The sequence below is a fragment of the Thermanaerothrix solaris genome (genome assembly GCF_032334255.1).
Classification (GTDB): domain Bacteria; phylum Chloroflexota; class Anaerolineae; order Anaerolineales; family Anaerolineaceae; genus Thermanaerothrix; species Thermanaerothrix solaris.
In genome coordinates this window covers 611,026-625,639 of record NZ_JAUHMF010000002.1, presented here as the reverse complement: position 1 = coordinate 625,639, position 14,614 = coordinate 611,026, and the positions used below count along the sequence as shown (strand labels likewise).

Annotated in this window: 15 protein-coding genes; 2 read left to right on the top strand and 13 right to left on the bottom strand. The window is 56.7% G+C overall.

Annotated features, from left to right (window positions below; genetic code table 11):
* The first annotated feature begins 115 nt into the window (after positions 1–115).
* Entirely contained in the window at positions 116–1,288 is a 1,173-nt protein-coding gene (locus tag QYE77_RS11105; protein WP_315625473.1) for an NBR1-Ig-like domain-containing protein, read from the top strand.
* Between the two features lie 75 nt (positions 1,289–1,363).
* The gene (locus tag QYE77_RS11100) at positions 1,364–2,140 is read left to right on the top strand and encodes a hypothetical protein (protein ID WP_315625472.1); all 777 of its coding nucleotides are present in this window, start codon (positions 1,364–1,366) and stop codon (positions 2,138–2,140) included.
* Positions 2,141–2,210: 70 nt separating this feature from the next.
* On the opposite strand, the gene folP is transcribed toward QYE77_RS11100, so the two are convergent.
* From folP to QYE77_RS11035, 13 genes are all read right to left on the bottom strand, one after another.
* On the bottom strand, positions 2,211–3,086 hold the full coding sequence (gene folP, locus QYE77_RS11095) for a dihydropteroate synthase (RefSeq protein WP_315625471.1): 876 nt from the start codon (positions 3,084–3,086) through the stop codon (positions 2,211–2,213).
* 23 nt (positions 3,087–3,109) lie between these two features.
* A complete protein-coding gene (gene folK, locus QYE77_RS11090; protein WP_315625470.1) occupies positions 3,110–3,646 on the bottom strand; it encodes a 2-amino-4-hydroxy-6-hydroxymethyldihydropteridine diphosphokinase in 537 nt (178 codons plus the stop codon).
* 7 nt (positions 3,647–3,653) lie between these two features.
* The gene (locus QYE77_RS11085; RefSeq protein WP_315625469.1) at positions 3,654–4,235 is read right to left on the bottom strand and encodes a hypothetical protein; all 582 of its coding nucleotides are present in this window, start codon (positions 4,233–4,235) and stop codon (positions 3,654–3,656) included.
* 57 nt (positions 4,236–4,292) lie between these two features.
* Complete coding sequence (locus QYE77_RS11080) at positions 4,293–5,330, bottom strand: homoserine dehydrogenase (RefSeq protein WP_315625468.1); 1,038 nt, start codon at positions 5,328–5,330, stop codon at positions 4,293–4,295.
* A 75-nt stretch (positions 5,331–5,405) separates the two neighbouring features.
* Positions 5,406–6,140: an SCO1664 family protein gene (locus QYE77_RS11075; RefSeq protein WP_315625467.1), complete on the bottom strand. Its 735-nt coding sequence runs from the start codon at positions 6,138–6,140 to the stop codon at positions 5,406–5,408.
* A gap of 31 nt (positions 6,141–6,171) precedes the next feature.
* Positions 6,172–6,699, bottom strand: coding sequence for a DUF3090 domain-containing protein (locus tag QYE77_RS11070; RefSeq protein ID WP_315625465.1), 528 nt, complete (start codon positions 6,697–6,699; stop codon positions 6,172–6,174).
* A 110-nt stretch (positions 6,700–6,809) separates the two neighbouring features.
* A complete protein-coding gene (gene murI / locus QYE77_RS11065) occupies positions 6,810–7,667 on the bottom strand; it encodes a glutamate racemase (protein WP_315625464.1) in 858 nt (285 codons plus the stop codon).
* Positions 7,651–8,361 (bottom strand): gamma-glutamyl-gamma-aminobutyrate hydrolase family protein, encoded by a 711-nt coding sequence (locus QYE77_RS11060; RefSeq protein ID WP_315625463.1) that lies wholly within the window; start codon positions 8,359–8,361, stop codon positions 7,651–7,653. The genes murI and QYE77_RS11060 overlap by 17 nt, the downstream gene beginning before the upstream one ends.
* A 29-nt stretch (positions 8,362–8,390) precedes the next feature.
* Entirely contained in the window at positions 8,391–8,858 is a 468-nt protein-coding gene (bfr, locus tag QYE77_RS11055; RefSeq protein WP_315625462.1) for a bacterioferritin, read from the bottom strand.
* 104 nt (positions 8,859–8,962) lie between these two features.
* Positions 8,963–9,928, bottom strand: a complete 966-nt coding sequence (locus tag QYE77_RS11050; RefSeq protein ID WP_315625461.1) for a glycosyltransferase family 2 protein — start codon at positions 9,926–9,928, stop codon at positions 8,963–8,965.
* A gap of 2 nt (positions 9,929–9,930) precedes the next feature.
* Positions 9,931–11,595, bottom strand: coding sequence for a capsular polysaccharide export protein, LipB/KpsS family (locus QYE77_RS11045; RefSeq protein WP_315625460.1), 1,665 nt, complete (start codon positions 11,593–11,595; stop codon positions 9,931–9,933).
* A 3-nt stretch (positions 11,596–11,598) separates the two neighbouring features.
* Positions 11,599–12,477, bottom strand: coding sequence for an N-acetylneuraminate synthase family protein (locus QYE77_RS11040; RefSeq protein WP_315625459.1), 879 nt, complete (start codon positions 12,475–12,477; stop codon positions 11,599–11,601).
* 159 nt (positions 12,478–12,636) lie between these two features.
* Positions 12,637–14,565: a formate--tetrahydrofolate ligase gene (locus tag QYE77_RS11035; RefSeq protein WP_315625458.1), complete on the bottom strand. Its 1,929-nt coding sequence runs from the start codon at positions 14,563–14,565 to the stop codon at positions 12,637–12,639.
* Between the last annotated feature and the right edge of the window lie 49 nt (positions 14,566–14,614).

Sequence of the window (14,614 nt, the reverse complement as noted above, 5' to 3'; positions counted from 1 at the left end):
ACCCCTGACATGTGTCTTTGCCCCTTTAAGGAACTTTCCGGAGGGATTTGACGTCATTATTTGGATGGATGCCCTGGATTTATCCCATTTGATTTCTTAAGGTAGGAGGAGAAGTATGAGAAAAATATCCCCTTGGGTCACAATGATTACGCTCATCCTGGCGTTACTCATCGCCGGGTGTTTCCCCCTGGGACCGCGTCCCAGCGGCAACCAAGCCGCCACCTACGCCGCCCAAACCGTGGAAGCACGCTTGACCGAAATGGCTTTGCAGACCCTGATCGCCCAATTAACCGTCACACCGGCCATCCCCAGCCCCATCCCCACCGCTACACCGGCCCCCCAAGAGGCCACGGCCACAACCTTGCCCCCCACCACTGCACCAACCGCTCTGCCGACCCTGGCGCCGGCAACGCCGACCGCCACGCCTATTCCCTGTAACTGGGCCAAGTTCGTCAAAGATGTTACCGTGCCCGACGGCACGGAGTTCCGCCCTGGCGAGAGTTTCACCAAGACTTGGCGCCTGCAAAATATCGGTTCCTGTACCTGGACGGCCGATTATGCTCTGGTGTTCGTCAACGGCAACGCCATGGATGGACCCGCTTCTCAGAAGTTGAACACCACCGTTCGCCCGGGCGAAACCGTGGATATCTCGGTTAATCTGAAGGCTCCCACCAATCCCGGCGATTACACCGGCAATTGGAAACTACGCAGCGCCGATGGGGTGGTCTTCGGCTTGGGACGCAATGCCGATCAGCCCTTCTGGGTCAAAATCAAGGTGACGCAACCCTCTCAAGTTGCATACGACCTGGCAGCGAACTATTGTACTGCCGAATGGCGCACCTCAACTGGCGTACTAACCTGCCCTTCGAGCGGAATTGACACCACCAACGGCTCGATCACCATTAACAACGCACCGAAACTGGAAGGCGGCCGCCAAGAAGATGAACCGGCGATCGTTTCCGTTCCCTCCTCTGGGGATGGCGGCTTCATCAGCGGTAAATTCCCGGTATTCAAGATCGCCAAAGGCGACCGCTTTAAGGCCATTATTGGCTGCTTGGATGGCGCTCCGAACTGCAACGTGATGTTCCAGTTGAATTACATCGCCGATGGTGGCACCGAACAAAATCTGGGCTCGTGGAACCAAACCTCAGATGGAAAGTGGGAGTCCCTTGATATTGACCTGAGCAGTCTGGACGGCAAGTCGGTACAGTTCATCCTTAAGGTGCTCAATAACGGGAACTCCCAAGATGATCTGGCCTTCTGGCTGGCGCCGCGTGTTGTGCGCTAGACCTTTCACCCGGCCCTCCCAACCAGGTGGAGGGCCGGGACTTTCAACCAAGGGCCAAAAGCCCAGGAGTAAAAAATGAAATCCTTGTTCTCTTCTCAATCCCGCCTGCGCTTTCCTCAGTCTAGCCTCTGGTTTAGCCTGATGCTTATCATTGCGCTTGCCCTTCCCCTATTACTTCCAACCGGTTTGGTGCAAGCCTATTCCGGTTATCCTACTTTTGATATCGTCTCGGTAAAGCCAGATGAATCGGTCACCATTAAAGTGATCAATCTACCCCCCAACCAAACCTTCACCGTACGCATGGGCAAAATCGGCACCCGCGCCATCGGGGGCATTGAGGTCGGGCAGTTCACGTCGGGTAGTGGTGGCACTCAAACGCTTACGTTCAATATCCCCGCTGCGCTCAAAGGATTGCACCAGATTTCCATCCGCATGGACAGTAAGCCCGGTGGGTACTTCGCCTACAACTGGTTCTACAACACCGCTACCGCAACCGCCACCCCAGGGCCCACGGCCACCCCTGGCCCTACCCCCACCCCCAAACCCACCTCAAGCGGGTATACCGGCATCCCTACCTTCACCATCCTGAGCGTGGTCGCGGATGAAAAAGTCACCATCCGCACCCATAACTTTCCCGCCAACCAGTCCTTCACCGTGCGCATGGGCAAGTATGGCACCAAGGGTATTGGTGGCATTGCTGTCGGGAACAGTGACTCGGGCAAAGGCGGCGTGCTGGAATTCACCTATACTATCCCGGCGGAATTGAAGGGTCAAAGTCGCATCGCCATCCGCATGGATAGCCCCGCTGGCTTTTATGCCTTTAATTGGTTTTGGAACAACACCTACCCCTAGACCCCTAACCTGAACAAAACCAGGGGCAGTCACAAGGGCTGCCCCTTTTCTCTATCTATTGTAGTGAATACTAGGACAAACGTGCCCGCAAAATGGCCTCAGTCATGCGCACCGCCCGCACCACGGCCTCAACGTCATGCACGCGCACAATATCTGCCCCCCGTTCCACCCCCATAACTACCGCTGCCAGGGTGCCTTCCAGGCGTTGGTCCGGGGGCAAGTTAAGCGTATAACCGATAAAGGACTTGCGCGAAGGTCCTAAAAGGATCGGATAGCCCAACGCCTTAAACGCCTCCAAGCGTTGAATTAGAACCAAGTTTTGCTCCACGGTCTTCCCAAACCCAATCCCCGGGTCGAGAATAATATGTTCGCGGGGCACGCCGGCGGCTTGGGCTATCCCGACACTGGCAAGCAGTTCGCGCTTGATATCTTCGATCAGATCCTCATAGTCAATCCCCACATACCGCCCGCCCAGGCGCTCACGCAGTTCGGCGTGCTGAGGTTGACTGCGATTGTGCATCAGGATCACCACCGCCCCATATCGTGCCACCACCTCAGCCATACGCTCATCGGCGCGTAACCCCCAGACATCGTTGACCCAATGCGCTCCCAGGCGCAAAGCAGCTTCGGCCACCTCGGCCTTGTAAGTATCCACCGAGAGGATAACATCCCAGCCCTGCTTGCTCAAAGACTCGATAACTGGCAAGACCCTCGTCATCTCTTCTTCGCCGCTGACCGGTGCCGCCCCCGGTCGTGTGCTCTCACCCCCGATATCCAGAATATCCGCACCAGCCCGAACGAAGCGTTCGGCTTGCGCCAGGGCCCGATCCACCACTTCCCCCTCACTCAGTAATCCATCCCCGGAGAAACTATCCGGGGTCACGTTAATAATACCCATGACATACGTGCGCTCGCCCCAGCGGGGTAAAGGTGTTGTTCGGGTCATTCCTTACCTCCGTTCTCTTCGTCTCATCCAACCTGCGGCCATACCGCAGCCGCCTCAGCCCATATTTCAATTTCCCGACAATCCACCCGCGCGCGTAACGCTTCAAACGTTTCATTAAGTAACGGATGGCGCCCTTGGGGATAGAGATCACACAGCGGCACCAGCACAAACGCCCGTTCTGCCATACGCGGGTGGGGCACAGTCAATTCCGGTAAATTGATTACCATGTCTCCATAAAGCAAAATATCCAGGTCAATCAAGCGCGGTCCATAACGCACCCCGGGTTGGCGCCCCAATTGGCTTTCCAGAGTCTTGAGATAGTGTAACAAAGGCAGAGGTTCCAGTCGCGTGCGAGCTTCAACCACCATGTTCAAAAAACGCGGCTGTTCGGTGATGCCCCAAGGCGGTGTCTCATACACTGCAGAAGCCCGCAACGGCTGGACCTCCGGCGGCAGGGCCGCCAATGCCCGACGCAAATTTGCCAAGCGGTCACCCAGGTTCGTGCCCAGTGCCAGATAAACGGTTACCCAGGCTGCTCCATGGTTCGCCTCTGTGCGCATGGTCACCTCAAACCGGCGAGATAACCAGGCCAATCAGATTGGATTGTACCTCGCTGACCAACACAACCTTTTCTACCTCTCTGCGGGTAATGTGTTCAGCCCATGCGTTTAATAGAGCGGGCAAAGGCTGGTTCGGCCAGGGGATGGCGGTATAAGCCCACCCAGCAGGCAAAGGGAAAGGAGATGTCTCCGGCATATCTAACCCCATCACTGAACCGCTGCCCTCGCCGTCCAGGCCATGCTGGCTCAGCCAGTCATTCCACATGTCAGATGACATCATCTCCCGTGTAAAGGGTATCAGGGGCTCCAGACGCGCCTGTGGCAAGCGGTTGTAACGCCCCACACCTGCCGCACTCGCCAAAACACTCCAGGCCACCCCTTCATTCACCGGCTCCGCCAATAAAAGCCACTCCCGTTCATGATAACGCAGCCCTGTTACCCGGTCCTGCAGCCACCGTAAGGCGCTGGGCGCAGAAAAAGGGGGCCAGGTGTAGGTCAAACCGGGCATGTCAGAGAAAGCACTCCCCGCCAGAATATGGCTCTCTTCGACCCAGCGGGGCTTAAGGCCGCTGGCCAGCAAAGACGACATCACCCCTCCTTCGACTGCAAGCCCACCAGCGACCCAATACGCTTCACCCATCTCCAGTTATTGATTTCGTAGCGCGTTGATCAAATCCGCCAATAACCCGTAAGCCGTCGTCTCCGGCCCAGGATCACTCTCTACAATCCCCAATCCGGGCAGGACATCAAGCTGAAACTCAACGTAGGAACTGGTACCACTGATGGCGTACAGCGCCGAATCGGCGGAGACCCGCTCTGGACGCACCCGCGCTTCCAACAACAGATCACCCTGGCGGCGTGCCGTGCACACCAGTTTCCAGCGCTCACCCGCTGCGCGCGCTTCGGCTACTTGCTCCCGGGTCAACTCTCGAATCCCCTGCCGTTCCACCTCTTGGGGTTTGAGCGGAATGCCCATTAGCACCGTCACCAGCGCCGCAACCTTGATCGCCGCATCCCAACCGTCAATATCGGCGCTGGGATCGGTCTCGGCAATGCCAATCGCCTGCGCCTGGCGTACCGCCTCTTCAAATGTGCGTCCCTGCTCCATCTCGCCCAAGATGAAGTTGGTGGTGGAATTAAGGATACCCCGAAAGCCCTGCAGGTTCACCGCCGGTAATGGGCCGCGGAAGAGCGAGAAAATCGGCGCTCCATCCATGACAGCCGCTTCAAAGAGAAAGCGCTTACCGCGGCTGGTAGCCATTTCGGTTAACTCTTTATAGGCATGAACAACCGGGCCTTTGTTCGCGGTAATGGCGTGCATGCCTTTTTGCAACGCTGCCTTAATGTGGTCTATTGCCGGCTGGCCGGTGAGGTGATTAACGGGCGAAGTTTCAATCATCACTTCCGCCGAACTCGCGTATAGAAAGTCCAGCGTGTTTTGGGGTACTGGCTGGGCTGAAAGAACATTTAGAGATTGACCGCGTTCGCTCAATTCCAGCGCATGATTAAGGTTGATCCCGCCGGGATTGATGGCTGCGCCGTGTCGCCCGGTCACAATCCCGGTCACGATCACCTGCCAGCCAAACTGCTTGAGCAGTTCCGGCTGTTTGCGTAAAAGCAAGCGAGCAAAAGCCCTCCCCACATTCCCAAAACCGACCATGGCCAGGGTTACCTGTCGCGTCATCGCTCATTCCTCCGCTTGTCTGTGATCATCGTGAATATCATGCATGTTGTACCATAAACCCCCAGAATGTCAAACCTAAACCGGTGGCCAGGGGTAGTATCGCCGCCCGGTCGGAGGGCGAGGGAAACAACCCCCACGAAGCAAGCGCTGTGCCCGCCGTAAGAGGGCTTGGATTTCGGCGGTGCTTAAGAGGGCCTCCAGCGTTGCAACCCACGGCGCAGAACGTCTTTCCAAAGCGCTAACAAAACGCTCAATGTCGTCCGCATACGGCGGTGGAATGGGCTCCCCGGCGAAATCCCACACGACCGTGCGCAATTTATCTTCTACGTGAAAACAAATCCCATGATCTATCAACCACAAATGATGATCATGGTCAAACAGAATATGTCCTCCCTTGCGATCGGCATTGTTGACCAGGATATCGAACAGCGCCACCGGGCGCAAACGCTGACGATCCTCAGGGGTAAAGGTGAAGTAGTGATACTCCGGGTCGTGGGCAATGAAAAATTGCAGCGAGCCTTTGCCCAATGGCCCTTTGCGCCGATAAATCGTGGGCGGCACCAACTCCCAACCCAGCGCCTGGCTTACCACATAGGCCGCCACTTCACGCAGGGCTAAAGTGCCAGGGGGAAAATCCCACAAGGGTTGTTCGCCCCGGGTAGGCTTGTAAACCGCTGGAATGTCCTCATCCTGATAATGCACCTGTACCAAAAACGTATCATTGGAGCCGAACAGCATCTCCCCTCGTAGCGTGATCTCCCCATGCTCCAACGCCTGGATGATCCGCGTCTCGTCACTTGTGCCACCCATTCGCTTACCGGCTCAGTTCACACCCTCAGGATCAATGTTTGTGCCCATTACGACGGGGGCAAAAATGGCCCTCGGGATCCATCGGCTCCCCGCACTGGGGACAAATCGGTCGCCCACGATTAACCACCTCTAAACCCCACGCCGCAAGCGCCAATAACTGAGAACGCGTGCACCAAAAGCGCACCACTGAAGTTTCCTCTTCTCCGCCTTCATCAGCGACCAGTTCATAGGCTACCAGGCAGACTAAGTCACGATCGGGGTCATAAGCCAACCCCATCTCACCCACGCGGAAGAGCGGATCCACCGGTGGCTGAATGTGCATGGCCACTTCCTGGTAAAGCGGTGACGCTGGTGGCAAACCGGGATAGCGCCGGCCCAGTTCCTCTAAGAACTGCGTCACGCCCAGGGCCAAAGTTTGCAACTGCACCTTTTCGATGAGCAAGGTCACCGACTGCGCCCCCTGCCAGGCCTGGAGGTAGAAAACGCGCTGGCCGGGCTTACCAATAGCATCGGCGGTGATGTGCGTTACCGGATCTAAGTCAATTTCCGTCCGTGGCATAGGATAAGTTCAGCCTCCTTGGTCTTATTTTAACCGACCTCAGGCGACCAGGGGTGCTTTTGCCCATGGCTTAACTGCGCTTGAGGGCATCCAACCGTGCAGCCTCAAGTTTAAGAGGTTGAAATAGTAACTGATGACATCAACCTAACCTCTCCCCCGCTCCAAACCACTTTTTCGACCGTCACTTCACGTTCACCCAACAGCCGCTGCACCTGCATCCGAAGCCGTTCCACCTCGCCACTGGTGAAAAACCGCACCTTGCCCGCACGGCCCAATGGCGTCAACCAGCCTCGTTGGTCCAATACGCGCTGGGTTTGGCGGGCCACTGCTGGGGCTGGATCAATCACCCGCACCTCTGCCCCCGTAATTTCTTGAATCAAGGGGATCACAAAAGGATAATGGGTGCACCCCAATACCACGGTATCAATGCCCTCTGCCAGCATGGGCCGGAGTGCCCGTTCCAGGATCTGGCGCGGGGTCTCGCCATTTAAATCGCCGGCTTCAATGGCTTCCACCAGACCCGGGCAGGTATCTTGATACAGGCGTACATGGCTGGCAAAGCGTTCCACCACCGAGGCATACAATGCACCCTGAAAGGTCGCCGGGGTAGCCAGCACGCCCACGCGCCCGGTCTGCGTCTGTTCTGCTGCGGGCTTGACCGCCGGTTCCATCCCCACAAACGGCACGTCGGGGTACATCGTGCGTAAATGGTATAACGCGGCTGCTGAGGCCGTGTTGCACGCCACCACAATTACCCGCGCCCCATGGCGGAGCAGAAATCGGGTAATTCCTTCGGCAAACCCACGCACTTCTTCCAGAGACCGCGGACCATACGGGACATGCGCCTGATCCGCCAGGTAGATGACAGGATGTTGAGGTAATAGCGCGCGGATCGCTCGCAAAACCGAAAGACCGCCCACGCCCGAATCAAAGATCCCAATAGCTACTGCTTCAGCCGTTGTATCCACCTTGCGCTGCCTGTATCAAGGCTTCAAATAATGCCAGGTGCGGTGGGGAATCCAGACGCCGTTCCGGATGCCATTGCACCCCCAACCCAAAGGGATGTCCGGGCACTTCCACCGCTTCAATCAGTCCATCCGGCGCCCACCCGACCGCCTTTAAACCCGGCGCCAAGCGCTCAATCCCTTGGTGATGATAGGAATTGACCCGAAGTTCAACGGTATTTACCACACTGGCCAGCCGACTGGAGGGATCAATCCGCACAGGATGTCCGACTTCCTCGGAGCGGTGCGCCACCTGAGGGCCCAATTGATCGGGCAGGTCGGTATAAAGTGTACCCCCTAGCGCCACGTTGATCACCTGAATCCCACGGCAAATCCCCAAGAAGGGCCACCCGTTTTCCACTGCCATACGCACCAGGGCGATCTCGGTAGCATCACGGCAGGCATCCACACCATAGACGCTGGGGTGAGGTTGTCCACCAAAGAGGGCAGGATCTACATCCGCACCTCCGGTAAGCAGCAAACCATCCAAGCGTTGAAACACCCGATGTACCGCTTCATCGTCGCGGAGGGCGGGAAGCAATACCCCAATGCCCCCCGCCCGTTCCACGGCGGTAATATAGGTCTCGCTGATCGCGAATAAACCCTCATCGTCCTTGAACTTGCGCCCTAATGTGATACCGATAAGAGGTTTTGGCATTCAGGCTTTACCTCTAAACCCAACGCAGATCAGTCGGTCTGTTCAACCAGATAGTTTTGCAACCCCATGTGGCTGATCTGATCCAATTGAGCCTCGATCCAGTCAGCATGGTCTTCTTCGTCTTGCAAAATGCTTTCCAGTAGAGCGCGTGTGCCGTGATCGGCTTCCTCAACTGCCAGCCGGATGGCGGCATTATAGGCTTTTATGGCGTCGTATTCAGCTTGCAGATCCCCTTTTAGTTGGACTTCAACCTCCTCGCCAATGTGAAGAGGGTTTAACTGGCTCACAATCGGTTTGCCTTCCAGGAAAATAATCCGTGCGATCAGTTTCTCGGCATGGTGCATCTCGGTGATGGCGCGCTTTTCGATGGCTTCATGCAGTTTCTCATATCCCCAGTTGGCGCACATTTCTGAATGCACCATGTACTGGTTGATGGCGGTCAATTCATCCGCCAGGAGGTGATTGAGTACATCAATAACCTTAGGACTCCCTTTCATGGCTGACTCCTTTCCCTGAAGATAGTAGATTCAAGTGATCTGGCATTACACGCTAGCCCGTTCTTTCTGTATTATAAGCCCTAGCACCAGCCCCAATGCCCTTCTTATACCTCCCAATCCTCTACCTCGTGGTAGGGGATTGGCGCAACATCGCGCTGCCGCTCTTCCCGACCGCTGACCACAGGTGGTGTTGATTGCGGGTAATAAAACGTCTGACGCAACGCCCAGGTTAACGGCCCGCTCTGGCGGTAACCCTGATACGTCCCCCAGAACTGCGCCCAGCGGAAGCGCATGACATTCCACCACTCGCGCCGCCACACCCCCTCTCGGCGTGCTACCTGCCAGTCATTCCACACGTTGCTTACCCACAGGCGTACCAGATCCCGTAAACCAAAACGCTCGTGAGGATAAATCTGCTTGAACGCCATCCCTTCTCGTCGGTAGCGGTTATAAATTCCACGCCAGGTCTCGCGGTGAACGTGAATCACCTCGGCTTCGGCCACATAACTGATGGCATAGCCCTGCGCTTGTGCCCAGCGCGCCCAGGCCAGGTCTTCCAGTGCCGGTAGCGACTCGTCATAAGGGTGCTGTTCCCATAAGGCACGCCGGATGGCTGCATTGGCGTTGTTACAAAATGGATGCGGCTGGCGCGGAATAGATTGATCCGGATACCAACGGCGAAAAATCTGGTGTTCCGAAAACTTGGTCACCGCATGCCCACGCTGCTTACCATAGGTCAGCGCCACTTGAGCGTCCTCAAACGGTTCCAGTAAACGCTCCAACCAATCCGGGTAGACCGGATAGACATGTGCACTGGCCATCACGATAAAAGGCGCTGTGGCCTCACGAATGCCATAATTTAGCGAGCGCCCAAAGGTGAATTCCTGGGGTTGGATGTGGGTAATTTTTACCCCGTAGCGCTTCGCAATGGCTACAGTTGCGTCGGTTGACCCCGAATCTACCAGTATCACCTCAACGTCGCGCAGAGTCTGATGACGGATACCCTCCAAGAGACGACCGATATGTTGCGCCTCGTTATACGCCCGAATCACCACCGAACAAACCGGCATGGTTATCCCTCAGACATAAGGGGTAGTGAATGTGCAAGCGCACCCTCTGCTGGTTCTAAGACAAAAGGATTGCCGCGGGTAATACCTTCGACAATAACGCGTAAGGTCGGCGATGCTTGAGGTAACAGCGCCTGCCAATCAAACGGCTTCAAACGCACGAACCCTGGCCAAATGCCATCCTCTTCGAGATAATCCTCAAATGGCAATGAAGCCACGAAAAGTTGATAATATAAGAACCGCCGCGCCTCCCGAACGAATTCGGGAGGGACTTCGATGCGTTCTGCGTTCAAAAAAGCCTCCGCCTGGCGCAGATATTCTCCAGCGTTGGGAGGGAAGAACACCGTGGGGTACTGCGTGTAACGGGCACGCCCCGCACACAGCACCGGCACGCCCATAATCGAGGCTTCTAGACCGATAGACGAGTTATAGACCATCACGAACTTGGAGCGCTGAATGAGTTCATACGAACTGAGATACTCGCGTGGTCCGACAAAAACCACATTGGGCAGATTTTTCACCCCGTGTTGCTCCACCCACGCCGCCACCGTCTCACGACTTTCTTTGCCCGGGCGCAACTCATCCGGATGGGCGCGGATGACAAATAGGGTTTCCGGGTGGGCGCGTATCAGATCTAAAAGGGCGTTCAGCCAGGCAAACATATCTGGGAACAGGGTGTTGGCATGCGGTTGGCTGGTATCAAAAATGACGTTGGTGAAGACCGGCACCACTTGACGGAAAGCACTCAAACGCTGCTGCCAGGTTTCATCCAAGCCGCGCATCTCCGGCCAAAAGCGAATACCCGCCATGGTAAACTGCCCCTGAAAGCGCTGCGAGAGATAGGCATCCAGGCGCGCTTCTTGCTCCGCCGTGAGGGTAAACTCCGTTGGAATCTGGATCGGATAAGCAGTGGCTTCCCCTTCCGTAAAGAAGGCCGAGAACGGGCGCAATCCTACTTCATGGGTGATAACGCGAATGCCCCGCTGCTGCGCCACCCAACGCGCCGTTGCCTCGGGGTAAAACTGACCGTTAAAGACCACAACCGCCAGCGGCTGCACCTGCTCCACAAGGGCAGCGAACTGCTTTCCCACGCTCCATGCCGAAAGGATATATTGGCGATACAGATAACGCGTCGGTTCATCATCCATCAGGGTGTGGCGCCGTAAAATCCAGCGCATTGCCGGTAGCACCAGCGCCCCTAACGGCATCCCTTCATAAACCAAATCCATCAACGCGTTCAGGGTCAATCCTTGCAGAGCCGCTCCCAGTTTTGGCTCTTCCTGATAGATAAAAGGAGCGACCTGGGCATGCGCATACACTGCCCGCGACTGGGCTAAGCAAGAGGCACACGGCGGGAGACGGGTAGGATCATCACGATCCGTCCCTAACACACATGGTCGTAGCCCCTGATGGCAAACAAAATGCACTACGGGCGTCCCGGAGAGATGCAAGGCCCAGGCGGTCAGTAGTGAGAAGGCCGCGTTCAGGCTCAACCCGACCAAGCGCGTGGAGGCATTAAAGAGGATAACCGGCGGTGTGCGGGCGTCCACCGGGGCGTGGGCGGCCACTTGCCGCCCCAGCCAGCGGAGGTGAAGATTATTCTGCCAGCGACGCGCTCGGTGCCTTATGCTATTGTGTAAGCGCGCGAGGGACAACGGGGAAGGTGGCACGCTTCAGACTCCAAACCGACGCAGTTTCCGCAGAGAGGGCAACTCGCTTTCGTAAACGCGCTTTACCCCATCCCCCAGGGCTTGCTCGGTCACTCGGATATACTTCACCAGGCGCTCAAAGCCACCGGGCTCAACCGAAGCCGCCTGATCACTCCCCCACATCGCTCGATCCAGCGTGATGTGGCGTTCGATCAGGCATGCACCGAGAGCAACGGCCACCACCGAAGGGATCAAACCCACCTCATGGCCGGAGTAGCCAATGGGAATATCGGGATATTCTCGTTTTAGAGTTTGGATCATGCGTAAATTGAGTTCTTCGGGCGGGCAGGGATACGTGCTGGTGGTATGGCAGATTAGCAGATTGTCAGGATCCAGCAGTTTCACGGCCTCACGGATTTGCTCAAAGGTGGACATACCAGTCGAGAGGATGATCGGGCGTCCAGTCGAGCGCACCTTGCGGAGCAGGTTGTGGTCGGTGAGTGCGGCGGAAGGGATTTTATACGCCACCGGGTCGAAAGCTTCCAAAAAGTCCACCGAAGGTTCGTCCCAGACCGAGGCGAACCAGGTAATGCCCAATTCACGGGCGTGGGCGTCAATTTCGCGGTACTCGGCCTCACCAAATTCCATCTTGCGGCGGTAATCCAGGTAGGTGATATACCCCCAGGGGGTTTCCCGCATGACATTTTGTTGGTCGGGTGGAACACACAATTCAGGGGTGCGCTTCTGAAATTTCACCGCGTCCACCCCGGCCCGATAGGCCGCATTCATCAGACGCTTGGCAATCTCAATGTCGCCGTTATGGTTGATCCCAATTTCGGCTACGATGTAGGTTGGATAACCCTCCCCCACCCATTGCTCGCCGATTTTAATCGCCTTCGCCATGATCTCTCCTTAAAAAGATGATTTCAAAATTCAGGCAGGGCAGAATCATACCCTTCCCAAGGGTTATCGTCAATGCCTGCTGAATGTGCACCCGGCGAAGATCAAAGCGCCTGCTCCGGGTGGAGCAGGCGCCAGTTCGTTGCTTCAACACCAAGGGTTCTAGAACAACCCCACCACGCGCCCGGTCTCAAAATCAAGGTCAATATCGTAAAAAGCGGGGCGAGTGGGCAAGCCAGGCATGGTGCTGATCGTGCCCAGCAGGGGGTAGAGGAAACCCGCCCCCACCGACGCGCGAATATCGCGCACCGGGATGCGAAAGCCTTTGGGCACACCCTTGAGGTTGGGGTCATGGCTCAGGCTGAGGTGGGTCTTGGCCATGCAGATAGGCAACTTGTCAAAGCCCAGCCGCGTGTACTCTTCGATCTTGGCCTCGGCCTCGGGCAGGTAATCCACACCATCAGCACCATAAACCTCACGGGCAATGATTTCAATCTTTTCCTTGATCGGTATATCCAGTGGATAGAGGAAGCGGAACTGGGAGGGTTTCTCTGCTGCCTTGACCACGGCCTCGGCCAGTTCCACAGCACCTTCGCCGCCGAGTTCCCAATGGCGGCACACCACCGCGGCTTCGGCACCACCTTCTTCCACTGCCACCTTACGAATGAGTTCCAACTCCGCCGGGGTGTCGGTGGCGAAAGCATTGATCGCCACCACCACTGGCACGCCGAATTTGCGCGCGATGCCAATGTGTGCCAGCAGGTTGCCCAGACCGGCGCGGAGCAAATCCAGATTCTCTTCGGTGTAGGCGTGATCCAGCGGTTTGCCAGCCACCACCTTAGGTCCACCGCCATGCATCTTGAGCGCCCGCACTGTGGCGACCATCACCACCGCATTCGGCACCAGGCCGGAATAGCGGCACTTGATATCGAAGAATTTCTCCATACCCATGTCGGAACCGAAGCCGGATTCGGTTACCACGTAGTCGGCCAATTTGAGCGCAATCATATCAGCGATGATGCTGCTGTTACCGTGGGCGATGTTGGCAAACGGTCCAGCATGGACAAAGACCGGTGTGCCTTCCAGCGTTTGCATCAAGGTCGGTTTGATGGCGTCTTTCATCAGAACGGTCATCGCGCCGGCAACGCCTAAATCGTCGGCGTCAATTGGCTCACCCCGGCGGTTAGTACCGATCACTACGCGCCCAATGCGGCGGCGCATATCGGCCAGATCCGTGGTGAGAGCCAGGATCGCCATTAATTCGCTGGCCACGGTAATATCGAAGCCGGTTTTGCGCTCCATGCCCTTCTCTTCGGGGCCCTGGCCAATGGTAATTGCCCGCAGAAAACGATCACTGGTATCAATGACCCGCCGCCAGGTGATCGAATCGGGGTCAATATCCAGGCGTACAAAACGGCTACGCTCTTCAGGAGTCATCTCATCCGGATCGGTTTTATCAATGCCTAACTTGCGCAGCCGATTCCACATATTGCGGGCGAAGTGGCGCTTGCCGTTCTTATCTTTGGGGAAAAGACGTTCAAAAAGTTGCTCGTCGGTGGCGCTGGCTTCGTGCAACATACGGGCATCAATAGCCGCTGCCAGCAAGTTGTTGGCAGCCGTGATGGCGTGGATATCGCCAGTCAGATGCAGGTTGAAATCTTCCATAGGAATGACCTGGCTGTAGCCACCACCGGCAGCCCCACCTTTGATCCCAAAGGTTGGCCCCTGACTAGGCTGACGTAAGCAGGTGACCACACTATAGCCCAGGTGCGCCCCCAGGGCCTGGCTCAAGCCCACTGTTGTGGTGGTCTTGCCCTCGCCCAGAGGGGTCGGCGTGATTGCGGTCACATCAATGTACTTGCCATTCGGGACATCCTTGAGTCGTTCGAGCACCTCCAGACGCACCTTGGCCTTGTAGGGGCCGTAGAGTTCAATCTCCTCGGGGAGTAACCCCAACTCCTCGGCCACCTGAGTGATGGGTTTAAGATCGGCTTCCTGAGCGATTTCAAAATCAGGTGGAACGGGACTGCGCCGCTTCAGCGGGGTAGGCTGGAAGGGGCGGCGCTTCGTAAGGCCGGATTTTTGTGACATGGCTGCCTTCTCCTGGGGAAATGATTAGGGCTCTGCTAATATTATCCTC

Coding starts and splice junctions, on each gene's coding strand:
- QYE77_RS11105 (WP_315625473.1), top strand. CDS start 116: ATGAGAAAAATATCCCCTTGGGTCACAATGATTACGCTCATCCTGGCG.
- QYE77_RS11100 (WP_315625472.1), top strand. CDS start 1,364: ATGAAATCCTTGTTCTCTTCTCAATCCCGCCTGCGCTTTCCTCAGTCT.
- folP (WP_315625471.1), bottom strand. CDS start 3,086: ATGACCCGAACAACACCTTTACCCCGCTGGGGCGAGCGCACGTATGTC.
- folK (WP_315625470.1), bottom strand. CDS start 3,646: ATGCGCACAGAGGCGAACCATGGAGCAGCCTGGGTAACCGTTTATCTG.
- QYE77_RS11085 (WP_315625469.1), bottom strand. CDS start 4,235: ATGTCGTCTTTGCTGGCCAGCGGCCTTAAGCCCCGCTGGGTCGAAGAG.
- QYE77_RS11080 (WP_315625468.1), bottom strand. CDS start 5,330: ATGACGCGACAGGTAACCCTGGCCATGGTCGGTTTTGGGAATGTGGGG.
- QYE77_RS11075 (WP_315625467.1), bottom strand. CDS start 6,140: ATGGGTGGCACAAGTGACGAGACGCGGATCATCCAGGCGTTGGAGCAT.
- QYE77_RS11070 (WP_315625465.1), bottom strand. CDS start 6,699: ATGCCACGGACGGAAATTGACTTAGATCCGGTAACGCACATCACCGCC.
- QYE77_RS11060 (WP_315625463.1), bottom strand. CDS start 8,361: ATGCCAAAACCTCTTATCGGTATCACATTAGGGCGCAAGTTCAAGGAC.
- bfr (WP_315625462.1), bottom strand. CDS start 8,858: ATGAAAGGGAGTCCTAAGGTTATTGATGTACTCAATCACCTCCTGGCG.
- QYE77_RS11050 (WP_315625461.1), bottom strand. CDS start 9,928: ATGCCGGTTTGTTCGGTGGTGATTCGGGCGTATAACGAGGCGCAACAT.
- QYE77_RS11040 (WP_315625459.1), bottom strand. CDS start 12,477: ATGGCGAAGGCGATTAAAATCGGCGAGCAATGGGTGGGGGAGGGTTAT.
- QYE77_RS11035 (WP_315625458.1), bottom strand. CDS start 14,565: ATGTCACAAAAATCCGGCCTTACGAAGCGCCGCCCCTTCCAGCCTACC.